This window comes from Sphingopyxis sp. YF1 (assembly GCF_022701295.1).
In the GTDB taxonomy this organism is placed as follows: domain Bacteria; phylum Pseudomonadota; class Alphaproteobacteria; order Sphingomonadales; family Sphingomonadaceae; genus Sphingopyxis.
This window is the reverse complement of record NZ_CP033204.1, coordinates 1,638,171-1,654,308: the sequence shown is the minus strand read 5'-3', so window position 1 is coordinate 1,654,308 and position 16,138 is coordinate 1,638,171. Positions and strand designations below refer to the sequence as shown.

Here is a 16,138-nt window from a genome sequence, read left to right as displayed (position 1 = left end):
ATCGTCGGTTTGTGGCGGAATTCCGCAACGAACGGAGACAAGGACGGCCAGATGGCAGAGCCCGAGGCCGCAACCGCGGCACCTGTTGAACCGCCTGCTGACGCGGAGGGCCCGGCGGGTGTCGCCGTGCGCCCCGAACGCGACTGGCTCGATACGGAGGCGCTCGCCGACGCGGGCGAAGCCGATGACGACATGGCGGCCCCCTCCCCCTTCCGTGACCGTTTTGCTCCCGCTCTGGTCGGCCTGCTTGCCGTGGGCTGGACGATCTTCGCGCTTGCGGCCGGGACATCGGGCTTTGCGCGCGCGCCGGCGATGACCGAATGGGCCGGCCTGATCGCGACCATTGCGATGCCGCTGACGCTGCTCGCGGTGCTTTGGATGGCCTGGCTGCGATCGGGACGCTCGGAACAGGCACGATTCGCGCGTGTTGCAACCGCGTTGCGCGACCAGAATGCGGCGCTCAACCAGTCGATGCATTCGCTCGGGCTGCACCTCGCCGACGCCCAGCGCCAGCTCGCCGAACAGGCGATGATCGTCCAGCAACTCGGGCTCGATACGGTCGCGCGGCTGAGCGAAAGCAGCGACAGGCTCGCGACCAACGCGTCGGTGATCGCGAATGCGCACGACCAGCTCGCGCGGTCGGGCGACGTCGCCATGCAGCGGATGGACGGATTGCTCGCGGGGCTCCCGCGCATCGACGATGTGGCGCAACGGCTGGCAGGCAATTTCCGCGAGGCGGGGCTCGTTGCGCACCAGCAGGGCGCCAGTCTGGAAGCCCGGCTCGCCGCACTCGCCGAGGAAGCGGCGAAGGCCGCCCAAACCGGCGAGGAATCCGTATCGGCGCTCGCCGATGCCATCGGAACGATCGAAAGCCGCACCCGGCAGGCTGAAAGCGAATTGCTGGCAACCTCGGCGCAGGTAACCGAAGCGCATGACGCCGCGCTGACCCAGATGACGCTTGCGGCCAATGCGGCCCAGCACGAGCTGACCGCGACGGTCGAGGCGGTCAACGCCAGGCTTGGCGAAACCTGGAAGGCCTTCGGCGAAGGCGTCGCGACGGCCGCGAGCCAGCTCGACGATCGTCTGGCGGTCGCGCGCGGTGCGAGCGATGAAATCGGCGCGCGGCTTGCTGCGCATGGTCAGGCAAGCGAACAATTGTCCGCGCAGGTGGCCGGTCATGTCGCCGAGATCGGCGACCGGCTCGAATTCCTCGACGTCAGCGTGTCGGCGAGCGCGGGGGTCATCGGCCGCGCGATCGACGACACCAAGGCACAGCTCGCCGCCTTCATGGATCAGACCGAAAAGGGCAATGGTTCGGCGCGCCAGCTGATCTCGCATGCCGAATCGCTGCTGCTCGCACTCGATGCGGTGACGCGCGAAATGGATGAGACATTGCCGCACGCGATCGATCGTATGGCGGCGCACGGCAAGGCGACCAAGACCTCGCTCGGCGAACTGCGTCCCCTGCTCGAGGCCTCCGAACTGGTCGCCCAGTCGACCCTCTCGCACGTCAATGCGGTGCAGGCGACGCTGATATCGAACGAGACCCAGATGGCGAGTCAGGCCGAAAGCCAGCAGGCGCAGGTCGAACGGGTCAAGACCGCGCTCGCCGAAGCCGACGCCGCCTTTGCGCGCCTGCGCGAAGGCGCGGACGCCTTTGCCGATCAGGGCGGCGCAAAGATGATCGCGACGCTGGAGGATGTGCGCCGCACCGCCGACACCGCCGCCGAACAGGCGCGCACCACGCTCGATCGCCTCGCCGCCGGCGCGCGCGAAGCCATGCAGACGACCGCGGCCGAGGCGATCGATGCGGCCTTCCAGACCGAGGTCAGGACCCAGCTCGATGCGATCGGCGCGGCGTCCGAACGGGCGGTCGAAGCCGCGAACAACGCCACCGACCGGCTGATGCGCCAGCTGATCACGATCATGGACACGAGCGCGAACGTCGAGGCCCGCGCCGCCGAGGCCGAAGCCGCCATTGCATCATCGGATCGCGATTCGCTGGCCAAGCAGGTCGGGCTGCTCACCGAATCGCTCAAGTCGACGGCGATCGACGTGACCAAGATCCTGTCGAGCGACGTCAGCGATACCGCGTGGGACGCTTATCTGAAGGGCGACCGCGGGGTCTTTGCCCGGCGCGCGGTTAAGCTGCTCGAAAATGGCGAGGCCAGGGAAATCCTCCGCGTCTATCAGAATGACGATGCCTTCCATGCCGCGGTGAACCAGTTCATCCACGATTTCGAAGCGATGCTGCGCCTGCTGATGGGCGCCCGCGACGGATCGGCGATCAGCGTGACCCTGCTCTCGTCGGATATCGGCAAGCTCTATGTTGCGCTGGCGCAGGCCATCGACCGCCTGCGGGGCTAGGAAGAAAGCGCGTCGATTGGACCGGCAGCGGAGGCTTTTCTCCCCGGTCGAACGAAATCCGCGTCAGCGGATGGCCCCGCTTTTCATCAGCCGCGGGACCAGCGTCAGCGCGGCGAGGAGCGGCCAGCGGCGCTGCCATGGCTTGATCTCGATCGCCGTTCCCGCGTGGCGGTTGATCTTCCACGCCAGATAGTCGATCCCGCCGGCGTAGGTCAGGCTCGCCTTGGCAAGGCGGAGGATGCTGAGCCCCTTCCCCTCCATGCGGCGCCGCGCCCAGCCGCCGCTCCGTGCGGTGGCCGGGATCGCGTCGGCCGCGGGCGGCCCGAAACGGCGATAGCGCTCGGGGTCGGCATCGACCACCGACTGGGCGCGTCCCTTGCGCTCGGCGCGGAGTTCGGCCGAATAGGTCAGCCGAAAGGCGCGGCGCCACCAGTCGAGCATATCCTCGCCCGCAACGCGGCCGGCGGCGGCCAGCAGCGCCGGCGCCGCGCGCGCTACGGCTGCAACGACGTAAGCGGCAGCGGTGTCATCAACCACCCAAACCAACCGAGAAGGCTGCGCGAAGCGCGCCCACACCGACACGTTGCGCGTCTCGGCGCCGTTCAACCGGTGAAAATCGGCCTCGCTGAGTACCGCATATTTTGCGATGAGCTCGCCCGACTGGAACGGAAAGACATTGGGCGGGATCAGCCGATTAGCGACAGCGAGCCAGCGCCGGTCATAGGCATCGCCATAGTCCGAGACGATCACGTAGAAATCGAGCATCAACCCGTCGAGCTGGGTCTCGCGCAGGCAGCTCCCGTAAAAGAGCACCGCGCGCGCCGATCCCGGATATTGGGCGGCGAGCGCAGCGGCCATCGCGGCGACACGCGGATCGACCGGAAGCGCGAGTTCGGTACGGACAAGGTCGGTCAGCGTATCGAGCATGGGCGGGCCATCAGGCCGCAAGGCGAAGGAAGGGCACCGGCTGGGTCGAGGTCAGGATGATCGGCTTGCCGCCCTTCGCCTCAAAAATCTCACCGTCAAGGATGACGTTCGAACGTTTGCCTTCGATGCGAATCTCGTCGCCCTGCTCAAAATGGACACCTTCGAGCTGACGCTGTCCCAAGGTGCCGCGCCAAGTCGCGCCGAGCATGCGCACCAACGCACCAAGGCCGCGTTCGACCGCGAGCAACTTCATCTTGCCGCTTTCACCCGCATGATCGTTGGTGCGAATGCTGAGGAGCAGCTTCTCGAGCGTCGTGACGATCAATAGCGAGAATTTGCCTTTGAACTCGCCCTGCCGGATTAGTGACACCGTCATCGGTTCGGGCTTGGGCGGCAGACGACCGCCACCGAGCCCGAACAGCATCGCGAACAGGCCGAGCATCGCCGCCAGGAAATGCGACACGCCGTTGGGCAGGCCGAGCGGATAGATGCGATGGCGGCAATAAAGCATCACGTCGGCAAGATAGGCGCCGCCAAGAAACATGCCGAGCACCGGACGGGTGCCACCGCTGTCGAGCGCGATCAGTTGGCGTTCGATCACATGATCCTCGAGCCGGCCCGATTCGACGAGCTCGACAACCCGTTCCAGCGCCTTGATCGGATCCCCCTCGGCCCCAAGGTCGAGCGCGATCAGGTTGGTCTTGCCATTGGGCAGCACCGCGACAGGAGGCGGTGAGCCACCGAAATGGCCACCGGAATAGAGCTCGGTCAGCGCCGCCTGGACCGTACCGTCACCGCCGTTTATCGCGACGACCCGCGGGCTGACCATCGCGATGGTACGAATGGCTTCGCCGATCTGATCGACGTCCTCGACCTCATAATGGAAGATATCAGGATGCGCGGCGCAATATTCGCGGACGCGCGGAAGCAGCGAGCGGTTCCCCGTGGAGCGCGGATTGGAAAGGAGCGCGACGCTGGCCAATGTGTCCTACATATATTTCATGGTGATGGAGATCGTCTTGGGCGCATTGCCGACTGCGAAGGCCGTCTTCTTGTAGCTCGGCTTGCCGAGGTTGAAGATGCTGATGCTCGGATTGTTCGACATCCCGCCGCCGTCGGAACGCAGGTCGGTCTTGCCATTGCCGTTGACGTCATGACGCACGGCTATGCCATAGCTGCCCTCTTCGGGCAGCGGCACGCACACCGTCATCGACCCGGCGCGCGCAGGCACTTCGATGCGATTGATCCAGCGGCCCTTCGCCAGCCAGTCCGCATTCGTCGCGCGATAGCTCTGCACGCGAAGTTTGCCGGTTCCGGCCTTGATTCCGGTGATGTGGACGAGCGTCGACGGCCCGTTCTTGCACTTCGACAGATCATTCGTAACGACCTGACCGCTTGCATTCGCCGCTACCGAGACAGTCAGCAGGGCCACGCAGAGCGACGTCGACAAAAATTTCGACATGACGCACTAGCTCCCAATGGTTATAGCCATCTCAGCCACGCTGACATGGGTCCCTGTCGCCCTTGAATCGGCATATCGGGACCATTTGCGGCCAAATCATGGTGATGGGGCGACGAAAGCTTGAATAGACTCCCCGCCATCGACCGCTACATCGCGCGGCTCATCTTCTTCCCCATGCTCGGCACGCTCGTCCTGTCGGCAATGCTGCTCGTCCTCGAAAAGATGCTGCGGCTGTTCGATTTCGTGGCTACCGAAGGTGGCCCGGTCAGCGTCGTCTGGCGAATGCTTGCCAATCTGATTCCCGAATATCTTTCACTCGGCATCCCGATCGGGCTGATGCTCGGTATCCTCCTTGCCTTCCGCCGTCTCGCGACGTCGAGCGAACTCGACGTGCTCAAGGGTGTCGGCATGAGCTTCGGGCGCCTGATGCGCGTACCCTTCGCCTACGCCATTGCACTCGCGGCGCTCAACCTCGCGATCGTCGGTTTCATCCAGCCCTATGCGCGCTACGCCTATGAGGGGTTGCAGTTCGAACTGCGCTCGGGCGCACTCGGCGCGTCGATCAAGGTCGGCGAATTCACCAATCTCGGCAGTCGGATGACACTGCGCATCGAGGAAAGCTATAACGACGGTCGCAGCCTGCGCGGCATTTTCGTTCGCGGCGTCAACAAGGACGGCCAGAGCGTATCGGCGACCGCCGCGCAGGGGCAATTCCTCGCGACCGACGATCCGAACACGATCATCCTCCGTCTGACGCGCGGCGTACTGATCCACGAATCGCCAAAATTTTCGGTCCCGCGCGTGCTGACGTTCGACAATCACGACCTGCCGATCCCGCTGCCAAAGATCGACGCCTTTCGCACTCGAGGCGGTGCGGACCGCGAACTGACGATCCCCGAGCTTTTCGTTGTCGGTAAGGACAGCGCGACCCCACTGGCGACCCGGCTCGAAACGAGAGCGAACTTTCACTTTCGCATCGTCGAAGTGATGTCGATGTTCCTGATCCCGCTGATCGCGATCGCGCTCGCCATCCCGCCAAAGCGATCGACCTCATCGCTCGGCGTGTTCCTGTCGATCGTAATCTTGGTTACGCAGCACAAGATCAACCAATATGCCGAGGATCTTGGCGCGCGCGGCACCGTCGACCCGATCATCGCCCTGTGGGTGCCCTTCCTGCTTTTTTCGGCGCTCGCGATCTGGATGTACTATACTGTCGCGCACGTCCCCGGTGGCCAGCCGATCGGCGCGCTGGAGCGCGTCGCCGCCAAGGCTGGACAGAAGCTGCGCGCCCTCCTTAGCCTATTCCAGCGCAAGACGCGGGTTACCTGATGCACCAATTGTCCTTCTTCCCCTCACGCACGATGGCGCTTTATGTTGGACGCCTGTTTCTGGTCCGCAGCTTTGGCATCCTGTTTGCGCTTGTCCTCGTGCTGCAGACGCTAGACCTGCTTGGCGAAAGCGGCAAGATTCTGGCGGTCGCGGGCAATGGCGATTCCGAAGTGTGGCGCTATGTCGGACTCCGGCTGCCCCAGATCGTCGAGACCTTCCTGCCCTTTTCGGTGCTGCTCGGCACGATCCTGACGCTCGCGACACTGAACCAGAACAGCGAAGTTATCGCGATGAAAGCCGCTGGCATGTCGGCGCATCAGGTTCTTGCCCCCCTGTTTCTGGCGGCCTTCCTGGTTGCGGGAATCAGCTTTGCGTTCAACGAACGGATCGTCGCGCGCGCGACCGCTTCGCTCAGCGCATGGCAAAAGGTTGAATACGCCCGAATCCCCGTCGACAACGGGGTACGCAGCAACATCTGGGTGCGCGCCGGCGACGACCTGATCAACGCGCAGACGGTGCAAACGACCGGTGGCACGGTCAAACTGACCGGCGTCCGGGTCTATGAGCGCACCGGCGGCGTGCTGTCGTCGATCCTCCGCGCCGACAGCGCACGCGCGATCGCGGGCGGATGGGAGTTTACCAACGCGAGCCGTTTCATACGCCGGTCGGGCACGGTGCGGGAGCTCGGCACAATCGTTGCTGCCAAAGGCGTACGCCCCGACCAGTTCACCCTCGCACAGGTCAAGGGCGACGAACTGCCCTTCCTCCAGCTCAAGAGCGCGATCGCCGACCTTGAGGCTGCGGGTCGACCCGTCGATGCGTTGAAGGGCGTGCTCTGGCACAAGATTTCGGGCCCGCTGTCAGCGATCCTCATGCCGCTTCTCGGCGCGGTTGCGGCCTTCGGACTCGCGCGATCAGGCAAGCTGTTCGTGCGCGCAATCCTTGGCATGGCGCTCGGCTTTGCCTATTTCGTTGCCGACAACTTCGCGCTCGCGATGGGTGATCTTGGGGCCTATTCGCCCTTCCTCGCTGCATGGGGGCCCTTCATCCTCTTCGCGCTGATCGGCGAAATGATCCTGATCCGAACCGAGGAATAGCGGACGCGCACCTCGCGCGATGAGTCACCTCTCCCCGATTGCCTGAACCGCCAGACTGTCCGCCAGCTCTCCGAGCAGCGCATCATCGATATCCGCGGCCGCGACATTCTCGCGCCCGATCAGCACCAACACGGGAACCGCTAGCGGACTGATCCGCGACAGGTCCCGGTGAAGCATCGTTCCCGCCGCGCGGTCGAGCAGGTCGCCAAGCCGCGCAACATCGGTCAACCGCTCGCGCGCGTCGGCCCACGCGGCTTCGAGCAGCAGATGGTCGGGCTCATATTTGCGCAACACGTCAAAGATCAGGTCGGTCGAGAAAGTTACCTGCTTGCCCGTCTTGCGCTTGCCGGGATGCTGACGCTCGATCAGCCCCCCGATCACCGCGACCTCGCGGAACGCACGCTTGAGCAGGTGCGATCCCTCGACCCATTCGACGAACTCGTCTTCGAGGATCGCTGCATCGAACAGCCCCGCGGGATCTGTCACGGGCTTGAGCGACCAGATCGCCAGCGCATAATCCGACGCGACGAAACCCAGCGGCTGCAATCCCGCCCGCTCCATCCGCTTCGAAATCAGCATGCCCAGCGACTGATGTGCATTCCAGCCTTCGAACGGATAGACGACGAGATAATGATGACCTTCGTGAGGGAAGGTCTCGACGAGCAATTCGCCGGTCCGCGGCAGCACCGACCGCAATTGCTGCATCTCGAGCCAGAAGCGCACATCCTCAGGAAAGCGTACCCAACTGGCCGGCTCGGCAAGGAAGCCGCGTACCCGGTCGGCGAGCCGCGTCGTCAGGGCCATGCGCGCGCCGACATAGGAAGGGATGCGCGCGGGCCGCGTCGTCGCGCGCACCAGCAGGTCCATGTCGCGGATCGCCTCGACCTCCAGACTCAGCCCGGCAAAGGCGAATGTGTCACCAGGACTCAGCGTGCTCGCGAAATACTCCTCGACGCTGCCGAGCCGGCGTCCGTTTTTGAACCGCACGTCGAGCGTGGGCGCGTCGACGATGATCCCGGCGTTGAGCCGATGCTGAGCAGCGAGTCGCGGATGCGCGATCCGCCAGCCCCCCTGCCCGTCGGGCGCCAGCCGGCGGAAACGGTCATAGCTCTTGAGCGCATAGCCCCCGTCGCGCACGAAACCGAGCAGTCGCGCAAAGGTCGTCGCATTTATCCAGCGATAGGGAGCCGCCGAGCGGATTTCTTCGAGCAACGCGGTCTCGTCGAAAGGCGCGGCGCAGGCGACCGCCATCACATGCTGCGCGAGCACATCGATCGCGCCGGGGCGGAAGCGGTCCGCGTCGCGCTCGCCCGCCTCCACGGCGTCAAGAGCGGCCTGTGCTTCGAGATATTCAAAGCGGTTGCCCGGCACGATCAGCGCACGACTCGGCTCGTCCAGCCGGTGGTTGGCACGCCCGATGCGCTGGAGCAGCCGCGAACTGCCCTTGGGAGCGCCCATCTGTATCACGCAGTCGACGTCGCCCCAGTCGAGCCCGAGATCGAGGCTCGACGTCGCGACCAGCGCGCGAAGCCGCCCCTCGGCCATCGCCGCTTCGGCGCGCTGGCGTGCTTCACGGTCCAGGCTGCCGTGATGGATGCCGATCGGCAGCGACAGATCGTTGACCTTCCACAGCTCCTGGAAGATCAGTTCGGCGAGCCCGCGCGTGTTGCAGAAGATAATCGTCGTGCGGTTCTTGGCGATCTCTTCCATGACCTGGTGCACCGCATAGCGCCCCGAATGCCCGGCCCAGGGCACCGCTCCCGCGGGCAGCAGGATCGATATGTCGGGCTCGGCGCCCGGCTCGCCTTCGACGATCGTTACTGCATCTCCCACCGCTTCGGGCGCAAGCCACGCGGCATATTGCCGGGGGTCCGCAATCGTCGCGGACAGCCCGACACGACGCATTGCGGGGGCGATTTTCTGAAGCCGCGACAACGCGAGGCTCAGAAGGTCGCCACGCTTGCCCGGCGCGAAAGCGTGGATCTCGTCGATTACCACCGTCTTCAAATCGGCGAACATCGCGAAGCTGTCGGAATAGGAGAGCAGGAGCGACAGCGATTCGGGGGTGGTCAGCAGGATGTTGGGCGGCCGGCTACGCTGACGCGCCTTTCTGTCCGAACTGGTGTCGCCGCTGCGGCTCTCGACGCTGATCGCCAGCGCCATGTCCTCGATCGGCCCGAGCAGGTTGCGTTCGACATCGGCGGCGAGCGCCTTCAGCGGCGACACATAGAGGGTATGCAGCCGGTCCGAGGGCTGCGCGGCCAGATCGACCAGGGTCGGCAAAAAGCCCGCCAGCGTCTTGCCCGCCCCCGTTGCCGCGACAAGAAGCGCATGCCTGTTGCTCTGCGCCGCCGCGAGCATCTCTGCCTGATGGCGCCGGACGCGCCATCCGCGCGCCGCGAACCAATCCGTGAAGACGGGCGGAAGGGGCATCAGCGGAATGTGGCGCCGCGCCGCAGCCGCTGCAAGCCTTTCACGCCGTTGCCCGGTCGCGTGTGGCGCGATGCCCATTCTCATTCGCACATGCTCGCCGCCAACAGCCATGCGCAGCGATTTCCGCGTAGGGCGTCCGCGTCAAGCGCGTCCGGTAATAACGTCGGGATCGGCCCAGCCATTCACATAGGCGATGTAGTAGAACACGAAGCAAATCGCCGCGGTGATCGTCATCTGCAACAGGATGCGCTTGGGCCGGAAGGTGGCTGGTGCGCCTCGATCCTGTCCGGCGATCAGCGGCTGGGATTCGTCGTCTGCGCGACGGCCGTGGAAAGGCAGCACGAAGAAGGCGCTGAACACCCAGAAGAGCGTGAAGATCGCCAGCGCGGAGGTCCATTTCATCGGGTTCGTCCTCAGATATCAATGAGCATCACGTCGACCACCGGCTTCTTGCCTGTCCAGTCGGTCGCGATACGGCGCACACCGAGGCGGATTGCCTCGCGCAGTTTCTCGCGGTCCTTTGTGGGCGCGACCGCAGCCATTTCGGCGGCTTCGCGCATTTCATCGACAAACGCCTCGCGGTCATCCTCCACCGGCACGCCGCGATAACTGACCGCACTCTCGACGAAACGACCTTCGGAAAAGATAGTCGCGACCGAAATCTGACCGTTGAGTGCAAGCTTGCGCCGCTCGTTGATCGTCTCGCCGTCGGCGGGCAGGATGACGTCGCCATCGAGGATCAGGCGTCCTGAACGAACGCGCTCGACGATCTTCGCCGGTCCCGGTGCCAGACGGCAAAGATCACCATTTTCCTGCACCAGCATGCCGGGAACGCCGCGTTCGAGCGCGAAGCGTGCCTGTTCGTGCATGTGTCGGATCTCGCCATGCACCGGCAGCACCAGTTTCGGGCGCAGCCAACCGTAAAGTGCAGCGAGTTCAGGCTGTCCGGGATGACCGCTGACATGAATATGTGCCTGCTTCTCGGTCACCGTCAGCACATCCCGCGCGGCGAGCTGGTTCATGATGCGGCCGATCGCGACCTCATTGCCGGGAATCTGCTTCGACGAGAAGACCACGGTGTCGCCCGCCTGCAGCTTGATCTGGTGGTTGTCCGACGCCATGCGCGCGAGTGCGGCTCGCGCCTCGCCCTGCCCGCCCGTCGCGATCACCATGAGCTTGTCGCGGGGCAGCCGCATCGCCTCGTCGAAATCGACCGTCGCCGGGAAATCTTTCAGATAGCCGACCGAGCGCGCAACGCCGAGGATTCGGTCGAGCGAGCGCCCGGCGACGCACAGTGTGCGCCCGGTTTCTGTCGCGACCCGCCCCAGTGTCGCGAGCCGCGCCGCATTCGAGGCGAAGGTGGTGACGATGACGCGTCCGCGCGCTTCTCCGACTGCCTCAAGCAGACCATCATAGAGGTCGCCCTCGCTACCCGAGGCGTCGGCGTTGAAGGCGTTGGTCGAATCGCAGACGAGGACGTCGACTCCCTCATCGCCGATCGCGGTCAGCGCCGACGCGCTCGACGGGATACCTAGCACCGGATCGGCGTCGAGTTTCCAGTCGCCGGTGTGAAAGACACGTCCATAAGGCGTATCGATTACCGCCGCGCTCATCTCGAGGATCGAGTGGGCGAGCGGCATCAGGCGGATACCGAAGGGGCCAAGCTGGAACTGCGCGTCGATGTCGACGGTATGGATCTTGACCTCTTTCTCCAGCCCCTCTTCGGCGAGCTTGTGCGCGATCAGCCCGGCGGTGAAGCGGTTGGCGTAAAGCGGCACGCCGAGGTCGGCGGCGAGATAGGGCAAAGCCCCGATATGATCCTCATGCCCGTGGGTGAGCACGATCCCGAGCAAATCCTTCTTGCGGTCCTCGATGAATTCGAGGTCGGGCATGATGATGTCGATGCCGGGATAATCATGCGTGCCAAAGGTCACGCCGAGGTCCAGCATGATCCATTTGCCGTCACAGCCATAGAGATTGGCGTTCATTCCGATCTCGCCCGAGCCGCCGAGCGCGAGAAAGAGCAGTTCCTTGCCGGGCTTGGTCATGCTTCGGTCGCCCGCTGGTGATAAAGGTGCATAAGTCCGTTCAATGTCAAATCCGGATCGATCCGATCAAAAAGATGCGCCTGTTCCTGGAACAGCGTCGCGAGTCCGCCGGTGGCGATCACGGAAAGAGGTTTGCCGATCTCGGCCTTCATGCGCGCGATCAGTCCCTCCATCATCGAAACATAACCCCAATAGACGCCGATCAGCATCTGGCTTTCGGTGTTGCGGCCGATCACGCTCGCTGTCGGTGGCGCCTCGATCGCGATACGCGGAAGCTTGGCCGCGGCGGCGACCAGCGCCTCGAGCGACAGGTTGACACCCGGCGCGATGATACCTCCGAGATAGGCACCGTCGGGGCCGATATGATCGAGCGTCGTCGCGGTACCGAAACTGATGACGAGCTTGTCCTTGTCGGGCGCGATCGCCTGTGCCGATACCGCGTTGCACGCGCGATCGGCGCCGACCGACTGCGGCTCGGCGACCTTGAGCGCGATGCCCCATCCGACCGGCGCGCGACCCGCAATCAGCGCATCGACGCCGAAATATTTGTGCGCGAGGAGTTGAAGATTGTGGAGCGCGCGCGGCACGACGGTCGAGATGATCACTGCACCGACGTCGGCCCGGTCGTGCCCTTCAAGACGCAACAACTGGTCGAGCCAAACCATATATTCATCGGCGGTCCGGCGATCGTCGGTCGCTATGCGCCAGCGCGCGAGCAGTTCGGTGTCACGGAACAGTCCGAATTTGGCGTTGGTGTTGCCGACGTCGATCGCGAGCAGCATCTACTTTCCTTCCTCGACCGGACGGCGCAATTCAATGTCGCCTGCGTGGATCAGCATGGTCTCCCCGTCATCCCGGCGCAAGCGTAGCGCCCCATCGGGGGCAAGGCCGTCGAAAAGGCCGTCGATCGCCTGCTCCGACACATGCAGCGGTGTTCCAACCGGGTGGCCGAGCGGCAACCACGCGCGAACGATGCTCTCGATCCCAGTCTGCCGCCACGTCCAGAGCGCGTCGACCATCGCCACCGCCAGCGTATCGGCAAAACGGTCCCGGTCGATCGCGGCGCCCTTGTCGGCGAAGCAAGCGGTTGCACGGTCGGGCAACTCGGGCGCAGAGACCAGATTGACCCCGATTCCGATCACCACTGCATCGCCGCTCCGTTCGAGCAGTATGCCCGAGCATTTTGCGCCATCGACGAGCACGTCGTTCGGCCATTTGAGTCGGAAATCGACGGCAGGCGCAAGTGTTTGGACGGTCCGGGCGAGTGCGACCCCGGCCATCAGCGCGAGCGTCGCCGCGATCGGATCGCCTGCACCGAGGTGGACCACGGTCGAACCCATAAAATTGCCGAGCCCGTCGCCCCATGCGCGACCCAGGCGGCCACGCCCGGCGATCTGGCGGTCAGCGACGAGCCAGTGCCCCTCGCCAACACGCTCGCCGCCTGCCAGCCGCGCCAGCAGGTCGGCGTTGGTCGAACCTGTCTGCGCGATCCGCTCGATCGGCGGTATCAGAACAGCACCGCGGCGGCGTAGGCTGAAGCCACGGCCAGCGTCGGAATGAAGAGATAGCCGATCACGGACAACCAAAGCGCGCTGACCGTCACAATCGCCCCTTCGACGGCATTGCCGCCGCCGCTGATCTCGACGTCCGAGCGATCATCGAAGTACATCGTCTTGATGATCATGATGTAATAATATGCGCCAATCACCGAGGCGACGATGCCCGCGACCGCCAGCGGAACAAGGCCCGCGTTGACTGCGGCCTCGAACGCCAGATACTTCGGCCAGAAGCCGAACAGCGGCGGAATGCCGGCGAGACTGAACAGGAACACCGCCATCGCCGCTGCCAAGCCCGGGCGATATTGCGACAGGCCGGCAAGTGCGGGAATGCTCTCGATCTGGTTGCCATCGGCATCGCGCAACTGGAGCACGACGAGGAAAGAACCGATCGTGGTGACGACGTAGACCAGCATATAGGTCAGCACGGCCTCGACCCCCGCCTGCGTTCCCGCAGCGAGCGCGATGAGCATAAAGCCGACGTTGTTGATCGAAGAATAGGCCAGCAGGCGCTTGATATTCTTCTGCCCGATCGCGCCGACCGCACCGAGGATGATCGAGGCGAGCGCGAGGAAGATCACGATCTGCTGCCAGGCAGTGCCCGCCGGCCCCATCGCATCGATCACGACGCGCGTCATCATTGCCATGCCGGCCACTTTCGGCGCGCTGGCAAAGAAGGTTGTCACCGGGGTCGGCGCGCCTTCATAAACGTCGGGGGTCCACATGTGGAATGGCACTGCGCTGACCTTGAACGCCAGGCCCGCAAGCACGAAGACGATACCGAAGATCAGTCCGATGTTGAGTCCGCCGTCCATCGCCTTGGCGATGCCCGCGAAGTCGGTCGTCCCGCTGAAACCGTAGAGCAGCGTCACACCATAGAGCAGGATGCCGCTGGCAAGTGCGCCGAGGACGAAATATTTGAGCCCCGCTTCACTCGACCGGTCGTCGTTGCGCATGAAGCTGGCAAGCACATAGGCCGCGAGGCTGTTGAGTTCGAGCCCGACGTAAAGAGTCATCAGGTCGCGCGACGAGGCCATGATGCCCATGCCGAGCGCGGCGAAGAGGATCAGCGCCGGATACTCGGCCCGCATCCCCGCCCCGAAGAAGCGCGGCGCGACGAGGATGCACACGAAGCTGGCCGCATAGATCAGCAGCTTGGCGAAGCCGCCGAACGCGTCGACCGACAGGGTGCCCGAAAAGACCGAGGCGTTGACCCCGAACAGCGCGACCACTGCGACCGCCGCGGCGGCGAGCGTCAACAGCGACGAGAGCTGGTAGAGGCGGGTGTTGCGATCGCCCAGGAAGGTCCCGAGCATCAGCGTGACCAGCCCGCCGATCGTCAGGATCAGTTCGGGCCAGATGAGCGCGAGATCGGCGGTCATTGGACGCCTCCCGCATGCTGCGCTTCGCCATGGTCGGCCTCGGCAGGCTTCGCCTTGCCCATCGCGAGATGCGCGTCGCCCGCGGGTTTCGACGGCGCGAGGCGCGCAACCACGGTGGTCACGTCGCCGCGCATCGGCGCGAGGAAGCTCTCGGGATAGACACCCATCCACAGCGCCACGGCCGCCAGCGGCACCATGATCGCCCATTCGCGGGGGTTGAGGTCGGGCATCGCCTTGACATCGTCCTTGGTGAGTTCGCCGAACACGACGCGGCGGTAGAGATACAGCATATAGGCGGCGCCGAGGATGATCCCGGTGGTGCACACGAAGGCGACCCAACTCGAGGCTTCGTATATGCCCGCGAGGCTGAGGAATTCGCCGACGAAGCCGCTGGTGCCCGGCAGGCCGATCGACGCCATAGTGAACAGCATGAAGAAGATCGCATAGGCCGGCATGTTCACCGCGAGCCCGCCGTACCGGTCGATTTCGCGCGTGTGGAGCCGGTCATAGATCACGCCGACGCAGAAGAAGAGCGCAGCCGACACGACGCCATGGCTGAGCATGATGATCAGTGCGCCCTCAATGCCCTGCTGGTTGAAGGCAAAGAGGCCAGCGGTGACGATGGCCATATGCGCGACCGACGAGTAAGCAATCAGCTTCTTCATGTCGCTCTGCACCAGCGCGACGAGACTGGTGTAGACCACCGCGACCATCGACAGCGCAAAGACGAGCCACATCAGTTGCGCCGAAGCGTCGGGGAACATCGGCATCATGAAGCGCAGGAAGCCGTAGCTGCCAAGCTTGAGCAACACGCCCGCCAGGATCATCGACCCCGCCGTCGGCGCCTGCACGTGCGCATCGGGAAGCCATGTGTGGACGGGCCACATCGGCATCTTGACCGCCAAGCTGGCGAAGAAGGCGAGCCACAGCCAAGTCTGCATTTCCGGCGGGAAATTGTAGCTGAGCAGCGTCGGAATGTCGGTCGTTCCCGCTTCGGCGATCATCGCGATGATCGCGATCAGCATCAGCACCGATCCGAGCAGCGTGTAGAGGAAGAATTTGAACGCCGCATATTTGCGGTTCGCTCCGCCCCAGATGCCGATGATGAAATACATCGGGATCAGGCCGGCTTCAAAGAAGATGTAAAAGAGCAACAGGTCCTGCGCCATGAAGACGCCGATCATGACGACTTCCATGATCAGGAACATCGCCATGTAGAGGCTCACGCGCTGTTTGATCGCGTCCCAGCTCGCAAGGATGCACAGCGGCATCAGGAAGACGCTGAGCATGATCAGCATCAGCGCGATGCCGTCGATGCCGAGCGCCCACTGAAAGCGGCCGAACAGGTCGGCGCGTTCGACGAACTGCCATTGCGCACCACCGATGTCGAACCGCGTCCACAGCAGGATGCCCAGCGCGAGGTCGATCAACGTCGCACCGAGCGCGACCCAGCGCGCCGGTTTGTCGCCAACGAACAGGCAGACGATGGCGGCAACCGTCGGGACCGCCAGCATCAGCGAAAGGAGACCCACCCCGC

General features: G+C 64.3%; 13 protein-coding genes. 3 read left to right on the top strand and 10 right to left on the bottom strand.

Annotated elements, in window-relative coordinates:
• The first annotated feature begins 51 nt into the window (after positions 1-51).
• The gene (locus EAO27_RS08050) at positions 52-2,367 is read left to right on the top strand and encodes a hypothetical protein (protein ID WP_242779347.1); all 2,316 of its coding nucleotides are present in this window, start codon (positions 52-54) and stop codon (positions 2,365-2,367) included.
• 63 nt (positions 2,368-2,430) lie between these two features.
• Here EAO27_RS08050 and EAO27_RS08045 read toward each other — a convergent pair whose 3' ends face one another.
• From EAO27_RS08045 to EAO27_RS08035, 3 genes are read right to left on the bottom strand one after another with little or no spacing between them, the layout of a single operon-like run.
• Positions 2,431-3,294 carry a hypothetical protein gene (locus EAO27_RS08045; protein ID WP_242779343.1) on the bottom strand — a complete coding sequence of 288 codons (864 nt, stop codon included), beginning with the start codon at positions 3,292-3,294 and terminating at the stop codon, positions 2,431-2,433.
• A 10-nt stretch (positions 3,295-3,304) separates the two neighbouring features.
• A complete protein-coding gene (locus EAO27_RS08040; protein WP_242779340.1) occupies positions 3,305-4,276 on the bottom strand; it encodes an acylglycerol kinase family protein in 972 nt (323 codons plus the stop codon).
• A 6-nt stretch (positions 4,277-4,282) separates the two neighbouring features.
• Positions 4,283-4,756: a DUF2141 domain-containing protein gene (locus EAO27_RS08035; RefSeq protein WP_242779337.1), complete on the bottom strand. Its 474-nt coding sequence runs from the start codon at positions 4,754-4,756 to the stop codon at positions 4,283-4,285.
• 120 nt (positions 4,757-4,876) lie between these two features.
• Here EAO27_RS08035 and lptF point away from each other — a divergent pair, with 120 nt between their 5' ends.
• Positions 4,877-6,085, top strand: coding sequence for an LPS export ABC transporter permease LptF (lptF, locus tag EAO27_RS08030; protein WP_278190141.1), 1,209 nt, complete (start codon positions 4,877-4,879; stop codon positions 6,083-6,085).
• Complete coding sequence (gene lptG / locus EAO27_RS08025) at positions 6,085-7,182, top strand: LPS export ABC transporter permease LptG (protein ID WP_242779334.1); 1,098 nt, start codon at positions 6,085-6,087, stop codon at positions 7,180-7,182. The genes lptF and lptG overlap by 1 nt, the downstream gene beginning before the upstream one ends.
• Before the next feature lie 24 nt (positions 7,183-7,206).
• Here lptG and EAO27_RS08020 read toward each other — a convergent pair whose 3' ends face one another.
• The 7 genes from EAO27_RS08020 to EAO27_RS07990 all read right to left on the bottom strand — a co-directional run bounded on the left by EAO27_RS08020 (position 7,207) and on the right by EAO27_RS07990 (position 16,133).
• Positions 7,207-9,615, bottom strand: coding sequence for a ligase-associated DNA damage response DEXH box helicase (locus tag EAO27_RS08020; RefSeq protein ID WP_242779330.1), 2,409 nt, complete (start codon positions 9,613-9,615; stop codon positions 7,207-7,209).
• Positions 9,616-9,756: 141 nt separating this feature from the next.
• Complete coding sequence (locus EAO27_RS08015; protein WP_242779327.1) at positions 9,757-10,017, bottom strand: DUF1467 family protein; 261 nt, start codon at positions 10,015-10,017, stop codon at positions 9,757-9,759.
• 11 nt (positions 10,018-10,028) lie between these two features.
• Entirely contained in the window at positions 10,029-11,663 is a 1,635-nt protein-coding gene (locus EAO27_RS08010; RefSeq protein WP_242779324.1) for a ribonuclease J, read from the bottom strand.
• Entirely contained in the window at positions 11,660-12,445 is a 786-nt protein-coding gene (locus tag EAO27_RS08005; RefSeq protein ID WP_242779321.1) for a type III pantothenate kinase, read from the bottom strand. The genes EAO27_RS08010 and EAO27_RS08005 overlap by 4 nt, the downstream gene beginning before the upstream one ends.
• Positions 12,446-13,162: a biotin--[acetyl-CoA-carboxylase] ligase gene (locus EAO27_RS08000; protein ID WP_242780509.1), complete on the bottom strand. Its 717-nt coding sequence runs from the start codon at positions 13,160-13,162 to the stop codon at positions 12,446-12,448.
• A gap of 8 nt (positions 13,163-13,170) precedes the next feature.
• Positions 13,171-14,601, bottom strand: a complete 1,431-nt coding sequence (gene nuoN, locus EAO27_RS07995; RefSeq protein WP_242779318.1) for an NADH-quinone oxidoreductase subunit NuoN — start codon at positions 14,599-14,601, stop codon at positions 13,171-13,173.
• Positions 14,598-16,133 (bottom strand): NADH-quinone oxidoreductase subunit M, encoded by a 1,536-nt coding sequence (locus tag EAO27_RS07990; RefSeq protein ID WP_278190140.1) that lies wholly within the window; start codon positions 16,131-16,133, stop codon positions 14,598-14,600. Before EAO27_RS07990 ends, nuoN begins: the two co-directional genes overlap by 4 nt.
• Between the last annotated feature and the right edge of the window lie 5 nt (positions 16,134-16,138).

Coding starts and splice junctions, on each gene's coding strand:
- EAO27_RS08050 (WP_242779347.1), top strand. CDS start 52: ATGGCAGAGCCCGAGGCCGCAACCGCGGCACCTGTTGAACCGCCTGCT.
- EAO27_RS08045 (WP_242779343.1), bottom strand. CDS start 3,294: ATGCTCGATACGCTGACCGACCTTGTCCGTACCGAACTCGCGCTTCCG.
- EAO27_RS08035 (WP_242779337.1), bottom strand. CDS start 4,756: ATGTCGAAATTTTTGTCGACGTCGCTCTGCGTGGCCCTGCTGACTGTC.
- lptG (WP_242779334.1), top strand. CDS start 6,085: ATGCACCAATTGTCCTTCTTCCCCTCACGCACGATGGCGCTTTATGTT.
- EAO27_RS08020 (WP_242779330.1), bottom strand. CDS start 9,615: ATGCCCCTTCCGCCCGTCTTCACGGATTGGTTCGCGGCGCGCGGATGG.
- EAO27_RS08015 (WP_242779327.1), bottom strand. CDS start 10,017: ATGAAATGGACCTCCGCGCTGGCGATCTTCACGCTCTTCTGGGTGTTC.
- EAO27_RS08010 (WP_242779324.1), bottom strand. CDS start 11,663: ATGACCAAGCCCGGCAAGGAACTGCTCTTTCTCGCGCTCGGCGGCTCG.
- EAO27_RS08005 (WP_242779321.1), bottom strand. CDS start 12,445: ATGCTGCTCGCGATCGACGTCGGCAACACCAACGCCAAATTCGGACTG.
- nuoN (WP_242779318.1), bottom strand. CDS start 14,601: ATGACCGCCGATCTCGCGCTCATCTGGCCCGAACTGATCCTGACGATC.